At 71.0% G+C, this 23,659-nt stretch carries 23 protein-coding genes; 5 read left to right on the top strand and 18 right to left on the bottom strand.

The window, feature by feature from the left end:
• Window positions 1–11: 11 nt before the first annotated feature.
• Complete coding sequence (locus MR1_RS06225; RefSeq protein WP_067244056.1) at window positions 12–836, top strand: DeoR/GlpR family DNA-binding transcription regulator; 825 nt, start codon at window positions 12–14, stop codon at window positions 834–836.
• Between the two features lie 24 nt (window positions 837–860).
• On the opposite strand, the gene MR1_RS06220 is transcribed toward MR1_RS06225, so the two are convergent.
• The 8 genes from MR1_RS06220 to MR1_RS06185 form a co-directional block, all read right to left on the bottom strand.
• Window positions 861–1,826, bottom strand: a complete 966-nt coding sequence (locus MR1_RS06220; protein ID WP_067244053.1) for a carbohydrate kinase family protein — start codon at window positions 1,824–1,826, stop codon at window positions 861–863.
• Entirely contained in the window at window positions 1,823–2,719 is an 897-nt protein-coding gene (locus MR1_RS06215; protein ID WP_084344408.1) for a carbohydrate ABC transporter permease, read from the bottom strand. Before MR1_RS06215 ends, MR1_RS06220 begins: the two co-directional genes overlap by 4 nt.
• The gene (locus MR1_RS06210) at window positions 2,716–3,633 is read right to left on the bottom strand and encodes a carbohydrate ABC transporter permease (protein ID WP_067244050.1); all 918 of its coding nucleotides are present in this window, start codon (window positions 3,631–3,633) and stop codon (window positions 2,716–2,718) included. The genes MR1_RS06215 and MR1_RS06210 overlap by 4 nt, the downstream gene beginning before the upstream one ends.
• Window positions 3,630–4,967 (bottom strand): ABC transporter substrate-binding protein, encoded by a 1,338-nt coding sequence (locus MR1_RS06205; protein ID WP_255218107.1) that lies wholly within the window; start codon window positions 4,965–4,967, stop codon window positions 3,630–3,632. Before MR1_RS06205 ends, MR1_RS06210 begins: the two co-directional genes overlap by 4 nt.
• Before the next feature lie 277 nt (window positions 4,968–5,244).
• The gene (locus tag MR1_RS06200) at window positions 5,245–6,666 is read right to left on the bottom strand and encodes a serine hydrolase domain-containing protein (RefSeq protein WP_067244046.1); all 1,422 of its coding nucleotides are present in this window, start codon (window positions 6,664–6,666) and stop codon (window positions 5,245–5,247) included.
• Between the two features lie 161 nt (window positions 6,667–6,827).
• Window positions 6,828–7,811 (bottom strand): diacylglycerol/lipid kinase family protein, encoded by a 984-nt coding sequence (locus MR1_RS06195; RefSeq protein ID WP_067244043.1) that lies wholly within the window; start codon window positions 7,809–7,811, stop codon window positions 6,828–6,830.
• Between the two features lie 142 nt (window positions 7,812–7,953).
• A complete protein-coding gene (locus MR1_RS06190; RefSeq protein ID WP_067244040.1) occupies window positions 7,954–8,787 on the bottom strand; it encodes an aldo/keto reductase in 834 nt (277 codons plus the stop codon).
• 37 nt (window positions 8,788–8,824) lie between these two features.
• On the bottom strand, window positions 8,825–10,015 hold the full coding sequence (locus tag MR1_RS06185) for an MFS transporter (protein WP_067244038.1): 1,191 nt from the start codon (window positions 10,013–10,015) through the stop codon (window positions 8,825–8,827).
• Window positions 10,016–10,176: 161 nt separating this feature from the next.
• Between MR1_RS06185 and MR1_RS06180 the strand changes: the two genes are divergently transcribed.
• On the top strand, window positions 10,177–10,623 hold the full coding sequence (locus MR1_RS06180; protein ID WP_067244036.1) for a MarR family winged helix-turn-helix transcriptional regulator: 447 nt from the start codon (window positions 10,177–10,179) through the stop codon (window positions 10,621–10,623).
• A 43-nt stretch (window positions 10,624–10,666) separates the two neighbouring features.
• Here MR1_RS06180 and MR1_RS06175 read toward each other — a convergent pair whose 3' ends face one another.
• The 9 genes from MR1_RS06175 to MR1_RS06135 all read right to left on the bottom strand — a co-directional run bounded on the left by MR1_RS06175 (window position 10,667) and on the right by MR1_RS06135 (window position 19,829).
• Window positions 10,667–10,984, bottom strand: coding sequence for an SHOCT domain-containing protein (locus MR1_RS06175; protein WP_217996190.1), 318 nt, complete (start codon window positions 10,982–10,984; stop codon window positions 10,667–10,669).
• A gap of 126 nt (window positions 10,985–11,110) precedes the next feature.
• On the bottom strand, window positions 11,111–11,773 hold the full coding sequence (locus MR1_RS06170; protein WP_067244032.1) for a response regulator transcription factor: 663 nt from the start codon (window positions 11,771–11,773) through the stop codon (window positions 11,111–11,113).
• Between the two features lie 10 nt (window positions 11,774–11,783).
• Window positions 11,784–12,977 (bottom strand): sensor histidine kinase, encoded by a 1,194-nt coding sequence (locus MR1_RS06165; RefSeq protein WP_067244031.1) that lies wholly within the window; start codon window positions 12,975–12,977, stop codon window positions 11,784–11,786.
• Window positions 12,978–13,063: 86 nt separating this feature from the next.
• Complete coding sequence (locus tag MR1_RS06160; RefSeq protein WP_169797655.1) at window positions 13,064–14,059, bottom strand: SIS domain-containing protein; 996 nt, start codon at window positions 14,057–14,059, stop codon at window positions 13,064–13,066.
• Entirely contained in the window at window positions 14,056–15,342 is a 1,287-nt protein-coding gene (locus tag MR1_RS06155) for a Gfo/Idh/MocA family protein (protein ID WP_067244027.1), read from the bottom strand. Before MR1_RS06155 ends, MR1_RS06160 begins: the two co-directional genes overlap by 4 nt.
• Before the next feature lie 32 nt (window positions 15,343–15,374).
• Complete coding sequence (locus MR1_RS06150; protein WP_067244024.1) at window positions 15,375–16,199, bottom strand: carbohydrate ABC transporter permease; 825 nt, start codon at window positions 16,197–16,199, stop codon at window positions 15,375–15,377.
• Window positions 16,199–17,191, bottom strand: coding sequence for a carbohydrate ABC transporter permease (locus MR1_RS06145; RefSeq protein ID WP_067244022.1), 993 nt, complete (start codon window positions 17,189–17,191; stop codon window positions 16,199–16,201). Before MR1_RS06145 ends, MR1_RS06150 begins: the two co-directional genes overlap by 1 nt.
• 4 nt (window positions 17,192–17,195) lie before the next feature.
• Window positions 17,196–18,533 (bottom strand): extracellular solute-binding protein, encoded by a 1,338-nt coding sequence (locus MR1_RS06140; RefSeq protein ID WP_084344407.1) that lies wholly within the window; start codon window positions 18,531–18,533, stop codon window positions 17,196–17,198.
• A gap of 84 nt (window positions 18,534–18,617) precedes the next feature.
• Entirely contained in the window at window positions 18,618–19,829 is a 1,212-nt protein-coding gene (locus MR1_RS06135) for an ROK family transcriptional regulator (RefSeq protein ID WP_067244020.1), read from the bottom strand.
• Window positions 19,830–20,006: 177 nt separating this feature from the next.
• Between MR1_RS06135 and MR1_RS06130 the strand changes: the two genes are divergently transcribed.
• The 3 genes from MR1_RS06130 to MR1_RS06120 are packed head-to-tail and all read left to right on the top strand — an operon-like array spanning window position 20,007 to window position 23,001.
• Window positions 20,007–21,137: a Gfo/Idh/MocA family protein gene (locus MR1_RS06130; protein ID WP_067244017.1), complete on the top strand. Its 1,131-nt coding sequence runs from the start codon at window positions 20,007–20,009 to the stop codon at window positions 21,135–21,137.
• The gene (locus tag MR1_RS06125) at window positions 21,134–22,117 is read left to right on the top strand and encodes a Gfo/Idh/MocA family protein (RefSeq protein ID WP_067244015.1); all 984 of its coding nucleotides are present in this window, start codon (window positions 21,134–21,136) and stop codon (window positions 22,115–22,117) included. The genes MR1_RS06130 and MR1_RS06125 overlap by 4 nt, the downstream gene beginning before the upstream one ends.
• A complete protein-coding gene (locus MR1_RS06120) occupies window positions 22,114–23,001 on the top strand; it encodes a BadF/BadG/BcrA/BcrD ATPase family protein (RefSeq protein WP_067244012.1) in 888 nt (295 codons plus the stop codon). The genes MR1_RS06125 and MR1_RS06120 overlap by 4 nt, the downstream gene beginning before the upstream one ends.
• Before the next feature lie 97 nt (window positions 23,002–23,098).
• Here MR1_RS06120 and MR1_RS06115 read toward each other — a convergent pair whose 3' ends face one another.
• Window positions 23,099–23,539: an SRPBCC family protein gene (locus tag MR1_RS06115; RefSeq protein ID WP_067244009.1), complete on the bottom strand. Its 441-nt coding sequence runs from the start codon at window positions 23,537–23,539 to the stop codon at window positions 23,099–23,101.
• Window positions 23,540–23,659: the final 120 nt, after the last annotated feature.

The following is a 23,659-nucleotide window of genomic DNA, read 5'->3' as shown; positions in this document are numbered from 1 at the left end:
AAGGGAACCCGATGCCCATCACACCCGGGGCCACTCCACAGGCGACGTCACGGCGTCGCACGGAGCGCATGTCCCTCATCCTCAGCTACGTCAACGAGCGGGGAACCGCACGGCTCACCGAGATCGCCGACGATCTCGGGGTCTCGACCGCGACGATGCGGCGCGACCTCGCCGAGATGGACGAGCAGGGCCTGCTGATCCGCTCGCACGGCGGCGCGCGGGCGCTGGACCCGACCACGGAGGTCCCCGTCCAGCTCCGGGACTCGCGCTTCCGCGACGCGAAGCTCCGGATCGCGGAGCATGCGGCGCGGCTGCTCCCCGAGGGGCAGTACTCCGTCGCGATCAGCGGCGGGACGACGGCCACGGCCGTCGCCCGCGCTCTGGCGTCCCGGGACGACCTGTCGGTCGCGACGAACGCCCTCACGACGGCGGTGGAGCTGGCGACGCGGAGCCGGCTGAACGTCATCATGACGGGAGGGTTCATCCGCTCCAGCTCCCTGGAGGCGGTCGGGGTCCTCGCCGAGAAGACCTTCGGCGCGATCAACGTCGGCACCGCGTTCCTCGGCACCGACGGCATCAGCGTCCGCGGCGGGGCGACGACCCATAACGAGACCGAGGCGCGGACGAACCACGCGATGGTCACCCAGGCCGACCGCGTCGTCGTCGTGGCCGACGGGTCGAAGATCGGCCGGGCGACCCTGGCGAAGGTCGCCGATCTGTCGGAGATCGACATCCTCGTCACCGATTCCAGCGCCGATCCTGCCGAGCTCGCCGCGATCGCCGCGGCCGGGGTCGACGTGCAGATCGCGGCGGACGACGAGACCCCGCGGGGCTGAGACGCCCGGCGGGCGGCGGGCCGATCAGCCGGTCAGCGCGGCGAGGAGCTCGCCTCGCGTCGCCTGCCCCGCCGTGCCGCCGGATCGCGTCGTGGAGAGAGAGCCCGCGACCGCGGCCCAGCGCAGCCGTTCCCGCTCCGCCCCCACCCCGTGCGCGAGCGCGGCGAGGTAGCCCGCGTCGAAGCTGTCCCCCGCACCGGTGGTGTCGACGACGTCGACGCGGCGTCCGGGCCCGCGCTCGACCGCGTCCTCCCCGCGGACCGACCAGCCTCCGCGGGCACCGTCCTTGACGACCACGCGCGGGCCGCGGCGGGACAGGGCGCGGGCCAGCTCCTCGTCCGGGGCGTCCGTGACGCCCAGCGCGCCGGCGATCGCCCGCAGCTCGCTCCGGTTCGGAAGGAGGAGGTCGAGATGGGGCAGCGCCTCGGCGAGGCCGAGCCAGCGTTCCGCGGGGTCCCAGTTCGTGTCGAGCGACGTCGTCCACCCCCGCTCCCGCGCCTCCGCGAGGACGGCGGGGAGGTCGGCGGCCAGCGCCGGCTGCAGGAAGTAGCTGGCGACGTGGAGGATCCCCGCGGTTCCGCGCCATCGGCGGATCCGCTCGATCGCGTCCTCCGCGGAGACATCGGGGATCGTGCCGAGCGCGGTGAGGATCGACCGGTCCTCGGGCGCCGACAGGATCACCGAGAGCCCGGTCGCCGCTTCCGCGCGCACGCGCACGTCCGCGGTGTCGACGCCGCGCTCGCGCAGGGCGTCCAGGACGAACGCCCCGAACGCGTCGTCCCCGATCCGGGCGAGCAGCGACGTCGGCACGTCCAGGCGCGCGGCGCCGCAGGCCACGATGCTCGCGGAGCCCCCGAGGACGAGGTCGGCGGCGTCCAGGATCTGCTCGGCCTGGCCGAACCGGGGGACGACGTCCCCGCGGAGCACGAGGTCCGCGTTGGCGTCCCCGATCACGAGCAGCGGGCGCACCGCTCCCGTCCCGGCGCTCATCCTTTCACCCCCGAGAACGTCATCGTCGCGATGAACTGCCGCTGCGCGAAGACGAAGAACACGATGAGCGGGAGGGTCGCGATCACGTTCGACGCCATCAGCAGGGACCAGTCCGTCCGACGCGCGCCCTGGAAGTTCGTGATCCCCAGCTGCACGGTGAACGCGTTCGGGTCGTTGATCGCGATCAGCGGCCAGACCAGGTCGTTCCAGGAGCCGAGCAGGGTGAAGATCGCGAGCGTGGCCAGCGCGGGACGGGCGAGCGGGAAGATGATCCGCCAGAACGTGCCGAAGCGGGAACAGCCGTCCAGCATCGCCGCCTCCTCCAGCTCGGCGGGCAGGGACAGGAAGAACTGGCGCATGAGGAAGATGCCGAACACGCTCGCCAGCCACGGCACGATCGCCGCCATGAGGGTGTCGATGATCCCCACGGTGGCGAACATCACGTAGGTCGGGACCATCAGCAGCTGCGTGGGGATCATGATCGTCGCGATGATCATGAGGAAGCTCACGTTGCGGCCGGCGAAGCGCAGACGCGCGAACCCGTACCCGGCGAGGGAACACAGGACGATGTGCGCGACGATGCCGACCGCCGAGACGATGACGGAGTTGCCCAGCCACCGCAGGATGTCGGACTGCTCGAAGAGCTTCACGTAGCCGTCGAGCGTCAGCTCCGAGGGGATGAAGCTCGGAGGGAAACGGTTGATCTCCGACTCGGGCGTGAGCGAGGTGAGGAACATCTGCAGGAACGGCACCGAGAACAGCAGCGCCACGGGCACGAGCAGGAGGTGGACCCAGGACCGGCGCCGCCGGGGGCGCTTCGCCACGGTGATCGTGCGGGTCGTCGCCGGCGCCTCCGGCGCCTCGGGCGTGGGCCGGTCGAGGAAGGTCGTCATACGGTGATCCCCTTCGCAGTGCGCCGCTGCCACAGGACGACGGCGATCGTGACGATGAGCGTGACGGCGAACAGCCCGTAGGCGACCGCCGAGGCGTATCCGAACTCGAGCTCGCGGAAGGCGGCGTTCCACAGGTAGTAGACGATCGTCTCCGTCGCGCCGAGGGGACCGCCCCTCGTCGTCGTGTAGACGACGTCGAACAGCTGGATCGCTTGGATGGCCTGCCAGATCGTGACGAACACGGTGACCGGGGCGAGCTGGGGGAAGATCACGTGCCAGAACGTCTGCCAGCGGTTCGCCCCGTCGACGCGAGCGGCCTCGGACAGCTCCGCGGGGATGTCCTGGAGCGCCGCGAGGTAGATCACCGTCGTCAGGGCGGCCTGCCCCCACACGGACATGATCGCGATGACGAGCATCGCCTGGGAGGGGTCCTCCAGCCAGCCCTGCTGGGGAAGCCCCAGGATCCGCAGGGCATTGTTGACGAGCCCGAACTGCGGGTTGAACAGATACGTCGTCAGGATTCCGGTCGCCGCGGCGGACACGACGAACGGCAGGAAGATCAGGGTGCGGTACACGCCGATCAGGACGATGCGCCGGTTCAGCGCCACCGCCAGCCCCAGTCCCAGGAGCACCGAGGCCGGCACGAACATGGCCGTGTACACGAGCGTGTGGAGCACGGCCGCGCCGAGGTCGGCGTCCGTGACCATCTCGGAGTAGTTGCGCGCGCCGACCCACTCCGGCGTCGCGAAGCCGTTCCATTTCTGGAGCGAGAGCAGGAAGGCCCAGACCGCGGGGAAGAGCGACAGGCCGAGGACGATGAGCGTCGCCGGGCCGACGAAGCCCCAGCCCGTCAGGCTCTCCCGCGCCCGGCGCCGCAGGGCGCCGGGACGCGTGGCCGCTGCCCCTCGACTCACTGGTCCTCCAGCGCGGCGGTCGCCTCCTCAGCGGCCTCCTTCAGGGCCGCCTTGGGCTCCGCCTGCCCCTGCAGGACCTGGGAGATCGCGGTCCCCACGGCCTCGGAGAGCTTCACATAGCCGGGAACGGTCGGACGCGGGATCGTCGCGTTCGCGCTGTTGGCGGCCATGATCTCGATTCCGGGCATCTCCGCCACCTGCTTCTGGAACTCGGGCGAGTCCACCTCGCTCTCGCGCAGCGGCAGGTTCCCGTAGACGACGTTCCAGCGCACATCCTGCTCGGGGGCCGTCAGCCACTTCATGAACTCGTACGACCAGTGCTCGCGGTTCGGATCCTTGTGGTCGAAGAGCACCCAGATGTCGGCGCCGGAGATCGTCGTGTGGTCACCGTCCGTTCCCGGCAGCGGCACGACCCCGTACTTCGTCCCGGCCTTCTGCAGGTCGTAGAGCATCCACGGACCGGAGGTGATCATCCCGATCTGGTCGCTCGCGAAGAACTGGCCGAACTTCGTGTCCGTCTGATCGAGATAGACCGAGGCGTCGTCGACCGCCATCGACTGGAGGAACGTGAGCGCCTCGACACCCTCGGCGGAGTCGAACGTGGCCTTGTCCCCGTCGAGGATCTCCCCGCCCCGCTGCCACAGGTGCGGCCAGAACTGCCAGGTGGTCTCCTCGGATCCGGAGACCGAGTAGCCGTAGCCGTAGGTCTTGGTGTCGGGGTTGGTGAGCGCGGCCGCGGCGGCGCGGAAGTCCTCCCACGTCCAGTCCTCGGTCGGATAGTCCACGCCCGCCGCGTCGAACACGGTCTTGTTGTAGATGAGCGAGATGTTGTCGACCACGGCCGGGAACCCGATCGTGGCCCCGCCCTCCGGCTGCGCCGTCGCCCGCGCCGCCCCCGAGAACCCCTCCCAGTCCAGGTCGGCGTCGCCCTCGACCCTGTCGGTGATGTCCAGGGTGCGGCCGGATCCGGCCAGCTCGCTCGCCCAGGACCCGAACGCGTAGGAGATGTCCGGGTAGGTGTTGCCCGCGAAGGACGAGGACAGCTTCTGCAGGAGGTCCTCCGTCGAGGGCGCCCCGGAGGACATCTCGATCGTGACGTTCGGGTGCTCCTTCTCGAACTCCTCCGCCAGGCCCTTGAGGATCGTCTGCGCCTGGTCCGCCTGTCCGGTCCACCAGGTGATCGTCACCTCGGCGTCGGGGTCGAGCTTCGTGGCGGGCGCCGGGCCCGTCGAGCACGCGCTGAGGGTCACGCCGAGCGCGAGGGCGAGCGTTCCCGCGGCGACGCGGCCGAGGACCCGTCCGCGGGAGGACATCCGGTGCTTTCCAGGGTTCATGCTGTCTGCCCCCTTGCAGAATGATGGGTCGGGGAGAGACGACCGCGATCACACAGGCCTCGGAGCACGGTGCACCCGGGGGGACACCGCGCACGCTGAGGATGCCGCGGCACGTCTCAGTGGTCGGTCATGGGACATCGCTCGTCCGGCCGACGTTCCCCCATTGCCGACGTCGGATTCCGCGAATATCCCCATACTGCACAATTAGCGCAAAGGTGTCACCAGTACTGCGTAAATCGCTCACTTCTCTGAGTGTTTCAACCGTCGCGAGGCGAGGTCAGCGAGCGAGCATCGTCGCGACGGCGTCGCCGAAGGCCGGCGGCCGCCGCAGCCGGTTCCCCGTGACCGTGATCGCCTCGACCACGCCGGCGGCGTCCCGGTGCAGCAGGACCGGCTCTCCCGCACCGCCGAACCCGTCCTCGGCCTCGGCCCGGAGCACGCCGTCCCGCTCCCGGAGCACGACGGCCTGGCCCGCAGGATCCGCCGCGGCATCGTCGAGCTGCAGCACGACGCCGGGAAGGCAGACGAGGTTCGTGTCGCCCCAGAGCGACAGATAACGCCCCGCGGCGTCCGGGAACGGGACCTCCGCGGCCGCGTCCTCGACCTCGGCGGCGGCCTTGTCGAGCAGCGCGATGATCCCCGCGGCGATGCCGGACGCGGGCCCGTCGATGCGGTTCGTGAGCACGCTCACGGTGAGGCCGGTCTTCGGATCCGTCCACGTCTGCGTGATGTGGCCGGGAAAGCCGCCCGAGTGGCCGATGACACGGCGCGTCCCGATCTTCCGGATCATGACGCCCAGCCCGTACCACCGCGTGGACCCGCCGGTCGCGATGCACGACTCCTCCCGCTGCATGAGCCGCTTCGCGTCGTCGCCGAGGAATCGCCCGGAGCCGAGCGCGTGTCCCGCCATCCACGCGGAGATCGTCTCCGCGTTGGACCAGAACCCGGTGGCCGCCGCCTCCGCCCGGGCGGAGGCGGGCGGGATCACGGGCGCGACGGCGGATCCCGGCAGCCCGCGCTCGGTCATCGGGATCCCGTGCCCGGATGCGATCGGCGCCTCCTCGCCGTTCCCGAGGTCCGGCCCGATCCGCACCGGCTCGGCCATGGCGTCGCCCAGCTCCGCGATCAGCGTGCGCATCGCCTCCGCGTACGGACGCTCCTCGACCGCCTCGATGACGAGCCCCAGCAGCGAATAGCCGAGGTTCGAGTAGTGGAAGTGCACGTTCGCCGGGAAGACGCCATCCCTGCGCAGCTCGGCGAGGAGCTCGTCGCGGTCCGGGAACTCCCGCTCGCGCTGCCAGAACCCCGCCTCCCTCCCGTCCCTGGCGGCGCCGGCCTGGTGGCCGAGCAGGCTCCGCAGCGTCGTCGCGCCGATCGGCGCCTCGGCGAGCTCCGGGACGTGCTGCGCCACCGGATCGTCCAGGCGGAGCCGCCCGTCCCGGAGCAGCCGCAGGACGGCCGTGGCCGTGAAGGTCTTCGAATGCGAGGCGATCCGGAAGGCGTGCGCCGTCGTCAGCGGCTCCTCCGTCTCCGCGTCGGCGAGCCCGACGGCGCGCGAGAACAGCAGCTCCTCCCCTTGCCGGAGCGCCACCTGGATGCCGGGGACGCCGTGCGAGCGACGCTGCTGGTCGATCCAGTCGACGAGGAACCCCTCCAGGTACGGGACGAGCGCGGGGACGTCGGAGGGCGCGAGCGGCATTCCCCCATTCTGCCGCCCGTCACACCGAGACCCCCTCTCCCCGCCGAAACCTCCTCGACGCCCGAAACCCCCTCCGCGCGCCGAGACCCCCTCCCAGATACGTATCGGGGAGGGGGTCTCGGCGGGGGAAGGGGGTTTCGCGCCCGGCAGCGCGCCCGGCGTCAGCGGACGCGGATCGCGGCGGGCTGCACGGTGATCGCGATGCGCGTCACCTCGCCGATGTCGTCGCCGTCGATCTCGAACACGCGCGGCTCGTCCAGCTCCACGACCGCCGAGGTGAGCCGGCGGTGCACCATGCTGTCGCTGCTGGCCGCACGCTCCTCTCCCCCGGACAGCAGGCGCTTGAGCCCGTTGTCCCACACCATGGTGCGCAGCGTGTCCATCCACCCGGCGATGCCGTCGGCGTTCAGCGCCAGGAGGTCGAGCTGCCCGTCGGAGGGGTCCGCGTCGGGCAGGAGGGTGATGCCGCCCTGCAGGGTCCCGCAGTTGCCGACGATGAACGTGTGGGCCTTCTCCTCCACCGGATCCGCGTCGTCCATCGCCACGCGGAGGTCGATGACCTCGCTCGCGGCCACCGCACGGCCGAGCGACTCCACGTACGCGAGCCAGCCGGCCTTGTCCTTGAGGTCGTCGTCGGTCTCCGTGATCATGTGCGCGTCGATCCCGAATCCAGCCATGACGGCGAAGGCGTAGCGCCCCGACTCGCCCTCCGGCTCGGGGTCCTCCTCGGGCACCTCGCCCGGGGCGAAGACGACCTCGGCCCAGCCGACGTCGATCGCCTGTGCGTCGCCCGTCAGCGCACGGCCGAACGCGCCCGGCAGGTCGTTCAGGGGGACGCCGAGGTTGCGCGCGAGCAGGTTCCCGGTGCCGAGGGGGATCACGGCGAGGTCCGCCTCGGTCTCCGCGTCCGCCAGCTGCTCGGCCACCGCGCGCACCGTGCCGTCGCCGCCGGCCGCCGCCACCACGTCGGCTCCGGCGTCGAGGGCCGCCTGGGCCGCGGCGCGGCCGGGGTCGTCCTCCGCGGTCTCGTGCCAGCTGACCGAGACGCCCTCCGCACCGCCGAGTGCGGTCTCGAGGGCCGATTCCAGCGTCTCCCGATCGGTCTTCGACGGGTTCCAGACGATGCCGATGTGCTTCGTGGTCATGTGCGCGCCTTTCCTCGGAACGGGACGGTTCACCTCTCGCCCGCCCATTCTGCCCCGCCGTCCGCTCGGACCGCTCGCGGGAGCACGAGATATACCGGACGACCGCGGCGGTATGTACCGGACGACGCGGCCGTGCGCCCGCTCAGCCCTCGAAGCGATCCGGGTGCGGGCCCGTGCGTCCGTCGCGCTCGAGAGCGTCGATCGCCGCGAGCTCCTCGGCCGACAGGTCCCCGTCGAACACGTCGAGGTTCTCCGCGATGCGCGCGGGGGTGACCGACTTCGGGATCACCACGCGCCCCTGCTGAAGGTGCCACCGCAGCACCACCTGCGCCGGCGTCTTGCCGTGGCGTTCGGCGATCTCGACGATCGCGCGCTCGCGGAGCACCGCCCCCTGGGCCAGCGGGCTCCACGCCTCCGTCACGATCCCGCGCGCCGTGTTCGCCGCGACGACGGCGCGGTTCTGCAGCGCGGGGTGCAGTTCGACCTGGTTCACGGCCGGCACGATCCCCGCCTCCGCGGCGATCCGGTCCAGGTGCGCGGGCTCGAAGTTCGACACGCCGATGGCGCGCACCCGCCCGTCCGCGTACAGCCGCTCCAGCGCCCGCCACGTCTCCGGGTAGGTCCCCCTCGCCGGGGCCGGCCAGTGGATGAGGAACAGGTCGAGCCGGTCCAGCCCGAGACGGTCGAGCGCCGCGTCGTAGGCGCGGAGCGTCGCGTCGTAGCCGTGGTCGCTGATCCACACCTTGGAGGTGACGAACAGCTCGTCGCGGGGCAGCCCGGACGCGGCGAGCGCGCGGCCCACGCCGGCCTCGTTGCCGTAGACCGCGGCCGTGTCGATGCTGCGGTACCCGGCGGCGAGCGCGGTCTCGACGGCGGCGGCGGTCTCGTCGTCCGGCACCTGGAACACGCCGAATCCGAGCTGCGGCATCCGGACGCCGTTGTTCAGCGCGACGGTGGGGATGGTGAGGGTGGTCATGACGGTCTCCTTGTGAGAGTTCGGGGGGAAGGGAGGATCAGTGCGCGGCCGCGGGGAGCGGACCGGTGGCGGCGGGGGCGACGACGCGGCGCGCCAGGACGGCGGCGATCGTCATCAGGACCAGCGAGGACGCCGTGATGGCCGCGCCGATCCAGATCGGGGAGGTGTAACCGAGACCGGCCGCGATGCCGACGCCGCCGGCCCAGGCGCCGAGGGCGTTCCCGACGTTGAAGGCGCCGATGTTCGCCCCGGATGCGAGCGTGGGCGCGCCGCCGGCGTAGGTCATGATCCGGCTCTGCAGACCGGGGACGGTGCCGAAGCCGAACCCGCCCATGAGCACGAGGATCACGATGGTCGCCGGCTGCGAGCCGGCGAGGGCGCCGAACGCCGCGAGGACGACCACGAGGAGCGCGATGAACGCCAGGAGCGTGCCATCGATCGACCGGTCGGCGAGGCGTCCGCCCACGGCGTTGCCCACGACCAGGCCGAGCCCGAACAGCACGAGCAGCCACGGGACGGCGGCGCTCGCGAATCCGGAGACCTCGGTCAGCGTGTACGCGATGTACGTGAAGGCGCCGAACATGCCGCCGTAGGCGAGGACGGTCACCCCGAGCGACAGCCAGACCTGCGCCGACCGGAAGGCCCTCAGCTCGCCGCGCAGGCTCACGGGCGCGGCCGGCTCGCGCGGCGCCGGCACGAGCAGCGCGATGCCGAGGAACGCGACGACGCCGATGGCGGCGATCGCCCAGAACGTGGAGCGCCACCCGAGCTGCTGGCCGAGGAACGTGCCGAACGGCACGCCCAGGACGTTGGCGGCGGTCAGCCCGGTGAACATGAGGGCGATCGCGCGCCCCTTCCTGGCCGGCTCGACGAGCTCGGCCGCGACGACCGCGCCGATCCCGAAGAAGGCCCCGTGGCAGAGGGCCGCGATGATGCGCCCCGCCATCGCCAGACCGTAGTCCGGGGCGACGGCGGTGAGCGCGTTGCCGACGATGAACAGTACGACGAGCCCCAGGAGGACGGGCTTGCGCGGCAGCCGCGTCGTGGCGGCGGTGAGTCCCAGCGCACCGACCACGACGCTCAGCGCGTATCCCGAGATGAGCCAGCCCGCCGTCGCCTCGCTGACCGCGAAGTCGCGGGCGACGTCGGGCAGCAGCCCCATGATGACGAACTCCGTGAGTCCGATGCCGAACGCTCCGATGGCGAGCGCGACGAGTCCGAGTGGCATGTGATCGCTCCTGTGGACCCTGCGGAGGGGCCCTGCTAAAGTAGTTGCAGACGCGGGATATTGCGTCCGAGAAGCAATGATTGCACACGCAATTAATCGGCGCAAGCAACGACTTTTGACGGATCCCGCGGGCGGCCACGCCGAGGAGCACAGGAGGAGCCATGGGCATCGCAGACGACGCGGTCGAGATCCGCGCCCGGGGCTGGCGCACCCTCGCCGCCCTTCACAACCTCATCGACGCCGAACTGGAGCGCGCGCTGTCCGCCGTCTCCCTCTCGGTCGTCGAGTACACGGTGCTGGACGCGCTCAGCCGCCAGGACGGCTGGCACATGCGCATGCAACAGCTCGCCCGGGCCGCCGCGCTGAGTCCGAGCGCGACCACCCGCCTCGTCACCCGGCTCGAGGATCGCGGCCTCCTCACCCGCATCCTCTGCGCGGACGACCGCCGCGGGATCTACACGGAGCTCACCCCGGCAGGACGAGCGCTCTACGACCAGGCCCGCCCGATCCACGACGAGGCACTCGAGCGCGTCCTCGGCGACGCGATCGAGCAGCCCGAGCTCGCCCCGGTCGTCCACGCGCTCCAGGCCGCTCCCGTCGCGGTCTGAGTCGGCCGGGCGGGAGCCGCCCGGCCGACTCGGCCGCCCGTCCTCATTCGGGCCTGTGGGCGCGCAGCACCTCCAGGCGCGCGCGGTACTCCGTCTCGTCGACCTCGCCCTTCGCGAAGCGATCGGCGAGGATCTGCTCCGCCGTGCGACCCGGCGCGGCCCAGGGCGCACGCCCGCCGTCCGGCGTCGCCCAGGGACCGGGGCCCCAGGGCCCGCCGAACCTCCGGCGACGGACGATCAGTGCGATGAGGAGCCCGACGATGATGAGGAACATCACCGGGCCGATGAGGAAGAACGGCCAGAACGGGGCGACGCCCCAGGTTCCGGCGTGTGCGGCGACGACCGCGGGTGTTGCGAGCATGATGCCCATCCTTCGATCCGATCGGCCGCGTCTCGGCCGATGGGTCCAGACTCGCGACCGAGGACGTGATCCGAATCCGGCCGGGGGAGCGATCCTCGCTGCTCCTCCGGGAGTACGACGGGGCGCCTACTGCCAGCCCGGAGCGACCAGGCCCGTCTCGTAGGCGGTCACCACGAGGTGGACCCGGTCCCGCGCATGCAGCTTCGACATGATCCGGGAGACGTGCGTCTTCGCGGTCAGGGGGCTGAGAAAGAGCCGCGCCGCGATCTCGTCGTTCGTCAGTCCCATCCCGACCAGCCGCAGCACCTCCCGCTCCCGCTCGGTGATCCCCGCCAGCGCGGCGGTGTCCGGCGCCTCGCGGAGCCCGACGGCGAGGCGGTCGAGCAGCTTCCGGGTGACGCCGGGGGACAGCAGGGCATCGCCGTCGGCGACCGCGCGCACCGCGCGCACGAGGTCGGCCGGCTCGGTGTCCTTCACCAGGAACCCCGCCGCCCCGGCACGGACGGCTCGCGCCACGTATTCGTCGAGCTCGAAGGTCGTCACGATCACGACGTGGACCCCGGACAGACGCGGGTCCGCGGCGATCTCCTCGGTGGCCCAGAGTCCGTCCCCCTCCGGCATCCGGATGTCCATGAGCACCACGTCGACAGGGACGTCGCGGATCGCGGCCAACAGCTCGCGCCCGCCGGCCGCCTCCGCGACGACCTCGATGCCGTCCTCCGCGTCGAGCAGCGCCCGGAACCCCGCGCGGACCAGCAGCTGATCGTCGGCGAGCGCCACCCGGATCACGATCCCCTCCTCACGTCGCCCTCCCCCACGGCAGCGTCGCCGTCACGACGGCCCCGCCGCCGGGTGCATCGGCGAACGCGATGCGCCCGCCCAGCAGCGCCGCCCGCTCCCGCATCCCGAGCACGCCCCCGTGCCCGGCGACCCGCGGCTCGGCCCCGCCGAATCCGCGCCCGTCGTCCGCGACGGTCACGACCAGGACCGGATCCGGGTCCTCGCGCCGCTCCAGTGTCACCCGGATGCGGGACGCGTCGGCGTGCCGGACGGCGTTCGTCAGTGCCTCCTGCGCGATCCGGAAGCCCGCGAACTGGGTCGCCCGGCTCGGCGCTCGGCCGGCCAACCGGTCGTCCAGCACGATGTCGACCTCCGGGGCCTTCAGCCCGGTGACGAGACGCGCGATCTCCGCGAGCTCGGCCTGCGGGACCAGCGGAGCGTCACCGTCGCGGAGGACGCCCAGCACGCCGCGCACCTCTTCGAGCGCGAGCTTCGACGTCTCCTTGACGTTCGCCAGGGCGCTGCGCGCCTGCTCCGGATCGGTGTCGAACAGGTGCAGGCCCACTCCCGCCTGTACGTTCATCTGCGACAGCGCATGGCCGAGGACGTCGTGGAGCTCCCGCGCGATCCGGACGCGTTCCCGCTCCTCGGCGCTCTGCTGCCGCCGCACGGCCTCGGCCCTCATCGCGGCCCGGCGTTCGCCGCGCGTGCGCAGGAAGGCACCGACCCCGAAGCACAGCCCGAGCGCCACGGTCGCCGCGACGATGACGCCCGGGAACCAGGTGCGCCCGATGGCGAGCCCGGCGAGGATCGCGGACGCCCACCCGACGCCCACGGACACGGCCGCCCAGACGACGGCCCCGCGGGCGACCGCCCCCACCACCGCGAACCCGAGCGCGAGGTACGGCGGGCCGGGGACCGGGGTCGTCAGGACGTCCGCGAGGGCGAGCCCGGCGACGACGGCCACGACCGGCCCGGGCAGCCGCCGCGCGGCGAGCAGCGTCAGCGGTCCGGCGACCGCCAGCACGACGTGCAGGACGGACGGCCACAGGGGATCCGTCACGCCCAGGCGCACCGTCGTCCAGATCGCGGCGGGCAGCTGCACGAACAGGCTCAGCGCCACCGGCGCGATCAGGCGGAACCGGGGCGACCGGTTCCACGGCGGTCCCCACGGCTCCCCCGCGTCGACGCGGTGACGCTGCGGATCCGACATCCTCCGATGCTATTCCCGCCCTCCTCGCACCGGATCCCTCCGCGGGAGCCCGGGACCGTACTCCCCGCGGAGTACGCCGCCCCGCCTCAGGCGATGAGCTTGGTGTCCTGCCGAACGAAGACGGGCGCGTCGACCGACGTTCCGCGCGCCGACGCCGTCAGGGACAACAGCTCCTGGAGGACGCACACCTCCACGAGCGCGCGCTGGCATGGCGTGAGGCCGCCGGGGACCCGGACGACGGGACCGGCCTCCGCATCCGCAGACGTCCGCGTGGTCAACAGCAGCGTGGCCTCGGTCCGCTCGCGCAACTGAACGGCGAGCTGAGCCTCCCGCGCGTCGCCCAGCAGGACATGCGACACCGCTCCGCCGGCGATGTCCATCGGTCCGTGGAGGTACGCCCTCGTACCGAACGCTGTGCTCGACACCAGCGGGCCTTCACGCAGCAGCAGCGCGAACGCCTCGGCCGCGGTCATGTCCTCCGCAGACGCCGTGACATCCGCGGACCCTGCGGCCAGGTGCCCCGCCGCGAAGGCCTGCAGGATCGGACGCGCCTGCGCGGACGCCGCCGCCGCGATCTCCGGTATACGGCGCCAGGAGATCTCCGGCACGACCCCCGCCCACTTCTCCGCGAGCAGGGACAGGGCCACGAACGTCGTCACGAACCCCACGGTGGAGACTCGGCTGTCCTCCCCACCGCCGAGGGTCAGCCGATGCGGAGCGATGTGGGTCAGCGGGCTCTCCTCGGCGTTCGTGACCGCGAGGACCGGAACGCCCGCGGCCGCGAACCGAGTGGCGAGATCTGCGGTCTCGACGCTCCGCCCGCTCTGCGACACCGCCACCACCACATCCGGACCGCGCTCGGGCACACACCCAAGGTCGGAGCAGTCGCTGCGCATCGCCATCAGCCCAGACGAGCGCAGCACCTGCAGCGGGGTCGCGAGGGCTGCATGGCTCGCGCCGATTCCCGCGAGCAGCACCGCGGATCCCGCACCCACCGACGGCACCTCGGCCGCGGCCGAGCGGGCGATCACGAGATCGAGTCCGTCGAACTGACGCGTGCGTCCTTCCTCGAAACCGATCATCGCGGCCCGCCCTCGTGCTTCGCGGCACGCGGACGCCATTCCCGACGGGCAACGGCGGGTACGTAATCGTCGAGCTCCACGGGGAAGCGTACGACGGTGCTCGTTTCCGCCGCGTAATAGGCGGCCATCAGCAGCTCCGTGACGGCGACGCCGCTGCGCAGAGACTCCAGCGTCTGCTCGCCGCGCGCGAACGCGCGCACGAGATGCGTGTTCTCCGCGACGTAGCCGTACGACGCCGGCTCATCGGCGATCACCGGCATGAGACCCTGCTCGGCGTTCTGCTTCTCGATCATGTCCTCGCCCGCCTCCTGCGTGATGTCCCGGGACAGGAACACCTGACCGTCGCCGGTCAGCGAGTTCGCCGACATCGAGTACTCGGGGCCGAGCAGCTCGAAGGACAGCCGCATCCCTGCGCCGACGTAACCCCAGGAGGTCGTCGCCTCGACGATCACCGGTTCACCGTCTCCGTTGCGAAAGACGAAGGTCGCGTTCGCGTAGTCCTCCGACGGGGTGTCCCGATAGTCCTGCACACCGGGGAAGCGCTCCTCGAGCTGATGCGCGTAGTGGTCGCGCCCCCAGCGCAGGGACGCGATCGTGGCGGTGACCGACACGGGCTCGAGCCACTCATCGGGATCGACCCCTGGCGGAGTGAGCAGGAAACGCCCGGCCTCGACAGAGTGGCACATCAGGTCGTTCAGCACGCCGCCGCCCTGCAGCTCGCTGTCCCAGAACCACTGGGAGTGCGGACCGGAGTGCTCCTCGAGGCACCGGGCGAGGTAGGGCGACCCGGCCGGCCCCGCACCGCGGGCCCAGACGAGGTCCCGGGTCCGGGTGAGCCGCGGCGCGTACACCTGGTTCTCCAGATAGCCGTGCAGGATCCCGGCCCGCTCGACCGCGGCCAGCACCGCCTTCGCCTCCTGGAGGTTGCGTCCGAGCGGCTTCTCGACGGCGATGCCCTTCAGACTCCCCCGGCCGCTGACGACCTCGGCGCAGATGGCTTCGACCACCTCGACCCGGGTCTCGTTCGGCGTGAGCACCCAGATGGCGTCGACGCGAGGATCCTGGACGAGGGCGGCCACGTCGTCGTAGGCGCGAACGCCCTCGCCGACGCCGAGGGACTCGGCGAAGCGCGCGAGGTCCTCGGCCTTGCTCTTCGTGCGCGAGGAGACGGCGACGATGTCGGCCCCGCGAACCGCCTGCCACGAGCGGACGTGGAAGCGGGCGATGAACCCGGCGCCGACGATGCCGATGCCAAGGGTCGGGGTGCGGGAGGTGTCGGTCATGAGGCTCCTTTTCAGAGGGAGGGGACGGAGGATCAGCCCTTGACGCCGGTGAGGGTGATGCCCTCGACGAACGTCCGCTGAGCGAAGAAGAAGACGATGACGACAGGGATCGTCGCCAGCATCGTGACGGCCATGGTGATGCCCCAGTCCGTGGAATGGGACCCGTGGAAGCTCGCTAGACCGAACGACACCGTCCAGTTCTCGGAGTACTCCGAGGCGTACAGCAGCGGTCCGTAGTAGTCGTTCCAGCAGGCGAAGAACGTGAAGATCGATGCGGCGGCGATCCCGGGCTTGGCCATCGGCACGATGACGCGGAGCAGGATCCCCCAGTCTCCGTTGCCGTCCATGCGGGCGGCGTCGACGTACTCCGTGGGCATCGCCAGGAAGAACTGCCGCAGCAGGAAGATCGAGAAGGCGCTGCCGAACAGGTGCGGGAGGATCAGCGGCCACAGGGTCCCGGTCAGTCCGAGTGAGGACCACATCACGTAGAGCGGAACCTGCGTGACCTGCGGCGGCAGCAGCATCGCCACGATGACGAGGAAGAACACGATGTTGTCGCCGCGGAACCGGTACTTCGCCAGGACGAACGCCATGGGCACCGACGAGACGAGCATGAACAGCGTCGCCAGGGTCGCATACAGCAGCGAGTTCCCGAACCACACGAGCAGCGGCGCGGCCGTGAACGCGCCCGCGTAGTTCTCCCACGCCCACGGGTCCGGCCACACCGCGCCGGTCAGGGTCTGGTGGGAGCCCATGAACGACGTGAGCAGGACGAAGCCGATCGGCAGCAGGAACATCACGGCGAGCGCGACGAGCAGGGCGTGCTCGGCGATCCAGAACAGGATCCGACGGGCCATCAGCGCGGCCCCTTCCCCGCGAATGCGCCGAGGCGACGCAGCAGCAGCGCCATGACGGCGGCGGCGACGATGAACAGGATCACGGCCAGAGCCGCGGAGTAACCCAGCTGGAAACTGGAGAAGCCCTGCAGGTACATCCACTGCGTAAAGGTCAGCAGAGAGTCGTTCGGGTAGCCGATCAGGGCCTCCGTACCGGACCCGATCCCCGTGGAGCCGTTGGCGACGCTCGACGCGACCGCCGCCTCGGTGAAGTACTGCAGCGAGCCGATGATGCCTGTCACGAGGGCGAAGAGCAGAACCGGCGAGATGTTCGGCAGCGTCACGAAGCGGAACCGCTGCCAGCCGTTCGCCCCGTCGAGCGACGCGGCCTCGTACTGATCGCGTGGCACGTCCAGCAGGGCGGCGAGCAGGATCACCATGATGTCGCCCATCATCCAGATGCCCAGCAGCAGCAGCGAGGGCTTGGACAAGGCCGGGTCGTTGAACCAGAGCGGTCCCTGGATCCCCAGGGCGCGCAAGATCGTGTTGACCGGTCCCGACCCCGGATTAAAGAGGAAGACGAAGGCGACGACACTCGCCACCGGCGGCACGAGCGCCGGGACGTAGAACAGCGTGCGCCACACGCCGCTCGCGCGCTTGCGGCGGGTCAGCAGCAGCGCGATGCCGAGTGCGCAGAGGATCCGCACCGGGACGAGGAACACGACGAACCACAGAGTGTTGAGCGCCGCGGTGCCCACCCGGCTGTCCTGGCTGAACATGTACTCGTAGTTGCGCAGGCCGATCCAGATCGGCTCGCTGACGAGGTCGTAGCTGGTGAAGGAGTAGAAGACGTTCGCGGCCAGCGGGTACACGAAGAAGACCAGCAAGCCGATCAGCCCGAGCCCGAGCATCGTCCACATCGCCCAGCGCGGGCGGCGCCGGCTGCGAGAGGCCTCCCCGGCGGCCCGACCCGAGGGCCGGGCCGCCGGGGAGGAAACGAGTGTCGCCGTCATCGCGCTACTTCGCCCCGCGCAGGCTCAGAGCGTTGTCGATGTCGCGATCGACCTGGCTCAGGCCCTCTGCGAGCCCCTTCTCGGACGCCGCGCCGGACTGATATCCGGTCCAGAAGCTGTCGACCCCCTGCGTCAGGGTCGCGCCGATCGCGGTCACCGGCGAGCTCGCCGTCGCGGGGTGCGCGGACGCCTCGACGAAGGTGCGGTAGGTCTCGGGCACCTCGAGGTCGGCGGAGTCGGCGGCGGCCTTCAACGTCGGGATGTTCTTGAACCCGTTGGCATACTTCACCGCGGCGTCCGTGTCGCTGGAGAGGTACTTGACCAGCGCCCAGGCCGCCTCCTGGTTCTTCGACTTGCTGCTGATGCCGATGTTCGCGCCCGATGCGTAGCCGCCGCCGTACTCCTGACCGCTGCCGTCAAGCACCGGCATCGGGGCCGTGGCATACGGCAGGTCCTTCGCCTGATCCTCGATGAACGCGACGCGCCATTCGCCGTCGACGGCCATCGCGATCTTCCCCGTCTGGAACGGGTTGTCGGCGGAGAACTGGTCGCCGGTGGCCGCGCTGAAGGTCTTCAGCTTGTCGTAGCCGATCTCGTCGACGAACGCCTTCTGCCAGTTGATGAGGTCGGTCCAGGCCGGGTCCGTGTGCAGCGCGGACTTGCCGTCCTCCATCCATGCGCCGCCCGCCGCCTGGCCGAGCGTGGTCGGGCGGAGCTGGCCGAACCCGATGAGGGGATTGAATCCCAGGGTCTTGATCGACCCGTCGGCGTTGTACTCCGTGAGCGCGAGCGCCATCTCCTCGAGCTCCTGGAGGGTCCGAGGAGGTTCGCTGAATCCGGCGGCGGCGAGCATCTCGGTGTTGTAGTACAGCCCGAAGACATCCGAGGTGGTCGGGAGGCTGCAGCGCGTGCCCTCATACTCGGTGAGTCCCGCGAACACGTCCTGGAAGTCGTCGGCGGAGACGCCGTCGCGATCCATGTACGGCTGCAGGTCGACCATCGACTTGCACAGCGTTCCGAGGGTGTTGTTGACGTTCGTGATCATCACGTCGACCTTGGAACTGGTGGCGGCCACCTGGGCGATCTTCGTGTCCTCCTGCTGGTCGCTGACGGTGACCTTCACGCCAGGATGCTCCGCCTGGAAGTCATCCACGAGCGACTGGATGACCTCCGCCTCGCGCGCCGAGTAATGGTGCCAGAGCGAGATCTCCCCCGTCAGCTCGTCCGCGGACGGAGCCTTGTCGGCGACGGCGGCGGATCCGCCACCGGCGCAACCGGCCAGCACGGCCACGGTCGCCGACGCCGCGGCGAACGCGGCGATGTATCGTGTGAACTGCTTCATTGCATTCCTTTCGCGAGTGCATTGCTGTTGCCGCGCCGGTGCCCCAAGCACCGGCGCGGTCTTTCCGGATACGACTCCGGAGGATCAGCGGATCGCGCGGAGACTCCGCTCGATCCGCACCTCCTCGTCTTCGGCTTCGGATCTGCGCGCCCGCGCGAGCACGTCTTCGCGCAGGTCCCGACGCAGCAGTTCCAGGGCTCCGCTCAGGACCGGGTCCGCACCCACCCGGGCGACCTCGATCGGCGGATCCCACCGGGTGTGATCGCGGATCGCGACCCGGGTGAGCTCAGCGAGGGCCGCTCCTCCCGCGCGTCCGACCGGCCCCCCGAACACCACGTGGTCGGGGTCGATCACGCCGAGGACGGGGATGACCGCGTGCGCGAGCCTCGGGGCGAGCGCCTCGGACACGCGCGGGGGAAGATCCTCCCCGGCAAGGATCCCCTCGAAGGTCACGCGGTCCTCTCCCACGCTCCGCGCCAGTGCCTCCAGCGCTCCGGCGCCGACGGTGTCCTCGATGTCGAGATTCTCGGTCACACCGGGTACGACGGTGCGGGAGACCGGTAGATGCCCGATCTCCCCCGCGCCCCCGGAGCTGCCGTGAACGACCTTTCCGGCGATGTCCAACGCCAGTCCGATGCCGTGGCCGATCCAGATCAGGGCAGTGATGTCGCCGTCGTCATACGCCCCGGAGCTGCGTTCCGCCACCGCCGCCAGGTTCACGTCGTTGTCGATGCGCACGCTGCATCCCAGCGCCTCCTCGATCTGTCGGCGCACGTGCTGCCGGGACCAACCGGGCAGGCCCTCCACGGAGCTGAGCTCATCGGTGCGGGTGTCCACGCTGCTGGGGACCCCGATGCAGACGTGGCCGACGCGAGCCAGGTCGACGCCTGCGCTTCGGCAGGCGCTCAGCACGGCGTGCGCCACGTCCTTCGCCGCACTGCGGTCCGTTCCGATGCCCTCGGCCGATTGACGGGCCACGACGTGAGCGCGCCCCGTCACGTCCACCACGCTCGACTGCACGCCGTGCTGGTCCACGTTCACGCCGACGCCGAAGACGACGTCCTTCCGAACCCCGTAGACGGTCGCGGCAGGACCCCGGCTCGCAGCCTCCTCACCAGCCGCGATGATGAGTCCGCGCTCCTCCAGACGGGCCACGATCTGCGCCGCGGTCTGCTTGGACAGGTTGATTCGGGCAGCGATCCCGTTCCGGCTGAGCGGACCGCCGTCGATCATGCTGGCCAGCGCGTGCGCGGCGTTCTCATCGCCCAGCCAGGACGGTGTGCGCTTGACTGCCATGTCTGCCTCGACTCTCGGGATCGGCTCGCAAGCAGTATTGCAACGTTTCTTGACAGTTTGCAACCCTCACTTCCAGATGGCGCCAACTGCCCAGAGAATTGAACGAAATCGGCGCATTGATCTCCCTCCAGGCATCTGGCAGGATTCCTGACTGTAACCATCGAAGGTGAGGTCGACATGTCCGAATCCCCCCGTCCGCTGCGCCTCGGCGTCCTTGGCACCGGCGGCATCGCGGTCGCGTCCTACGGCGTGCTGCCCAACATGCACCAGTACGCCGGGCAGGTCGCAGTCGAGGCCGTGGCCGACGTCGACCGCGCCCGTGCCGAGGAGGTCGCCGCGCGCTTCGGGATCCCCCACGCCTTCGGCGGTCTCGACGAGATGATCGCGGCCGGCGGCATCGACGCCGTCGCCAACCTCACGCCGATCCCGTTCCATTTCGAGACCTCCCGCGCCATTCTGAACGCGGGCCTGCACCTGGCGACCGAGAAGCCGATCGCGTCGACCGTCGCAGAGGCGGACGAGCTGATCCGGATCGCGGAGGAGAAAGGACTGCTCATCGTGTGCGCCCCGCCCGACATGCTCTACGAGCCCTATGAGCGCGCGGCGGAGATGGTCCGAGCCGGTGAGATCGGACGGGTGGCTTTCGCGCGCGTGCACTCCAGCCACGCCGGCCCCGGAGGCGGCCCGCGCGGCTGGGAGAGCGACCCCAGCTGGTTCTACCGGAAGGGTTCCGGTCCGCTCCTGGACATGGGCGTGTACGGAATCCACGAGATCACCGGGATCCTGGGGCCCGCCCTGCGCGTCTCAGCCTTCTCCGGCATCACCGATCCGACGCGGACGGTGCGCGGCGACGGTCCGTTCGCCGGACTGGAGATCGAGGTCGAGATCGCCGACAACAACCTCTTCATGCTCGACTTCGGCGGGTCGACGTTCGCCGTGATCGACGGCACCTACAACGTCCACGTCTCCACCGGGCCCAAGATCGAGATCTTCGGCCGGCGCGGCGTGGTGAACATCCTCCAGCCCGGGCACGACGACCTCGAGGTCTATCGCACCGACCTGTCCCCCGGCGTCGACGACTGGATCCGCGGGGACGAGCCGCTCGCGCGGAGCACCCGCCGGGACACCTACGGTCGCGCGCTCATGATCGGCCATCTCGCGGACTGCGTGCGCGACGGCGCGCACCCCGTCCTGAGCGCGGAGCACGCCCGGCACGCCCTCGAGATCATGATCGCGGTCGAGGTCTCCGCGCGCGAGGGCCGTGTCGTCGACCTGACGACCACCTTCGGAACGGAGGCCCGGGCATGACCGTGCGCATCGCCGTCCTCGGCCTCGACCACTGGTACGCCGCCCTCCCCTTCGCCCGAGCGGTGCAGGCCCATCCGGAAGCGGAGCTCGTCGTCATCGCCGATCCGGACCAGGTGCGGTCGTCGGAGATCGCCGCCGAGCTCGCTGTCGAGGCCTCGACGGATCCGGCGGCTGCGGCGATCCGACCCGACGTCGACGCGGTCGCCTGCTTCAGCAGCGTCGACCGCAGCCCAGCGCTGTGCATCGCCGCGGCCGGAGCGGGCAAGCACATCGTCGCGGTGAAGCCGCTCGCGATGGACCTCACGACCGCCGACACGGTCGTGGCCGCCGTCGAGGAGGCCGGCGTGGTCTTCGTGCCGAGCGAGGCGCGCCGGACGTCCGCCCTCGCCCTCCGCCTGCGTTCGCTGCTCGGCGACGGACCGGTGGGCGACCTGCGCGCCGGCACGTTCTCGATGCACAGCGCCGTCCCCGCGCCGTGGCCGGGGCAGGTCGGCCCGAGCTGGTGGACCGATCCGGATCGCGCACCGGGCGGCGGCTGGATCGACCACGCCGTGTACCAGATCGATCGGATGCGGTGGTTGTTCGACAGCCCGGTGCGCGCGGTCTCCGGCACGATCGGGAACCTGCGTCACCCCGACCTCGACGTCGAGGACTACGGCCATGCCGTCTACACGCTGGAGTCCGGGGCCGTGGTGACCGTCGAGGACACGTGGATCGCCTCCTCCGGCGATTCGCAGACGACGATGCATCTCGTCGGGACCCGCGGTTCGGTCCATGTCGACAGCCGCACCGGGACGATCTCGGTCTCCCGCGGCGACCGGACCTGGGACACGGAGACGATGCCGGACGATGGCTTCGACACGCTGGACGTCCTGCTGGCCGCCGTCGTCGACGGCGTCCCCGCGCCGGCCGATGTACACGCCGCCCGCGAGACCCTCGAGCTCGCCCTCCGGTTCTACGAGAACGCGGTCCGTGTGTGACCGCGCGGACCGTGCTCGGAGTCGATGCCGGGGGGACGAAGGTGCACCTTCGTCGCGAGCAGATGGCCGGAGAGGTGCTCGAGGACCGTGCGATCGAGGGGTGGGACTGGAGCGGTGCCGGATTCGATGATCGCGCGCGGATGATCGCGGCGATCGCGGACCATCCTCAGCTGCCGATGCCGGATGCGATCGGCGTCGGCGCGCACGGCTGCGACTCCGACGCCGAGTGCGAAGACCTCGCCGCTCGGATCCGTGCGCTGGTCCCGGCGGCGGTCACGGTCGTCAACGACGCGGAGCTGTTCGGCCGCGCCGTCGGGCACCCCGACGCGATCAACGTCGTCCTCGGAACCGGTTCGATCGTCGTCCGTCGCAGTCGTTCGGGGGCGCGCTATCTCGGTGGTTGGGGGTGGCTCGTCGGAGATGACGGATCGGCGTGGGGGATCGTGCGCAACGCCGTCACCGCGCTGACCGACGCCGAGGACGCCGACGACCGCGCGTCCGATCCGCTCCGCTCGGCGCTCCTCGCCCGTTCCGGCGCGGCGAACCTCCGTGAACTGGTGGACGTCATGCACCGCGAGCCGGCCTCGGCCTGGGCGCGGTGGGCGGACGAGGTCTTCTCCGCCCAGAACCGCGGCGAATCCGCGGCGGCGAGCGCCGTGGAACGCGGCATCGCTCACACGATCGGTCTCGTCGCGCACGCGCTGGACGGCGACGCCGGGGCGACCGTCGTCTTCGGCGGCGGCGTGGTCGGCAACCAGCCGGAGTACGCCGGTCGGCTGCGTCGGGCCACCGAAGAACAGCTCGGGGTCCGGACGATGCTCCTGGATCGTCCGCCGGTGCTTGGGGCTGTGCGGCTCGCCGCAGACAGCGCCGGCATGCGCTGATCAGACCGGAGAAGTTCCGCCGGTCGTGGCGGTCCGCGCGAGCCGGCGGCTGACTCAGGCGAGGACCGCCCGGTGACTCACGTGACGCCGCCCCGCCTCAGGCGATGCGTCCTGGCAGGCGGTCGAGCACGTCGTTCCAGCCGCGGACGTGGTCGTCGACGACCGGGCGACCCGGGGCGACGTGGACCACGGTCACCTCCGTGCGACTCGGCTCGACGACGTGCTCCGGGTCGTCCTCCGCATGGGCGCGGTCGTCGCTGAAGAGCACCAGGACGCGGTCCGGACGCTCGGCGCCGTCCCATTCCCAGGTGAACCCGAGCGAAGCGCCCGGAACCACTTCGGTGTAGCGGCCGGAGACCCCGGCACCCGCGGACGGGGATCGGATCTCCCACGCGCGATCCGGGCGTGCGTCCAGGCGGTAGACGGTGTCCGGCCACTGGGGCCACCACCACGTGCGCATCCGTGCCGGGACGATCCAGTCCGCGAACGCGGCGTCACGGTCCATCGCGACGACCCGGGAGACGACGAAGGAGGACATGCCTCCACCCTCTCCCCCGGCCCGGCCGACCGCAAGCGCCCCGGATGTCAGGCAGGACGGGAGAGGATCCGCCGACGACGGCCCCTGCGCCGCGGGCGCGGCGCGGCGTCGCCGGCCAGC

The sequence above is a fragment of the Microbacterium resistens NBRC 103078 genome, from assembly GCF_001552355.1.
Classification (GTDB): domain Bacteria; phylum Actinomycetota; class Actinomycetes; order Actinomycetales; family Microbacteriaceae; genus Microbacterium; species Microbacterium resistens.
The sequence above is the reverse complement of the archived record's forward strand: the minus strand, read 5'-3'. Positions and strand labels throughout refer to the sequence as shown.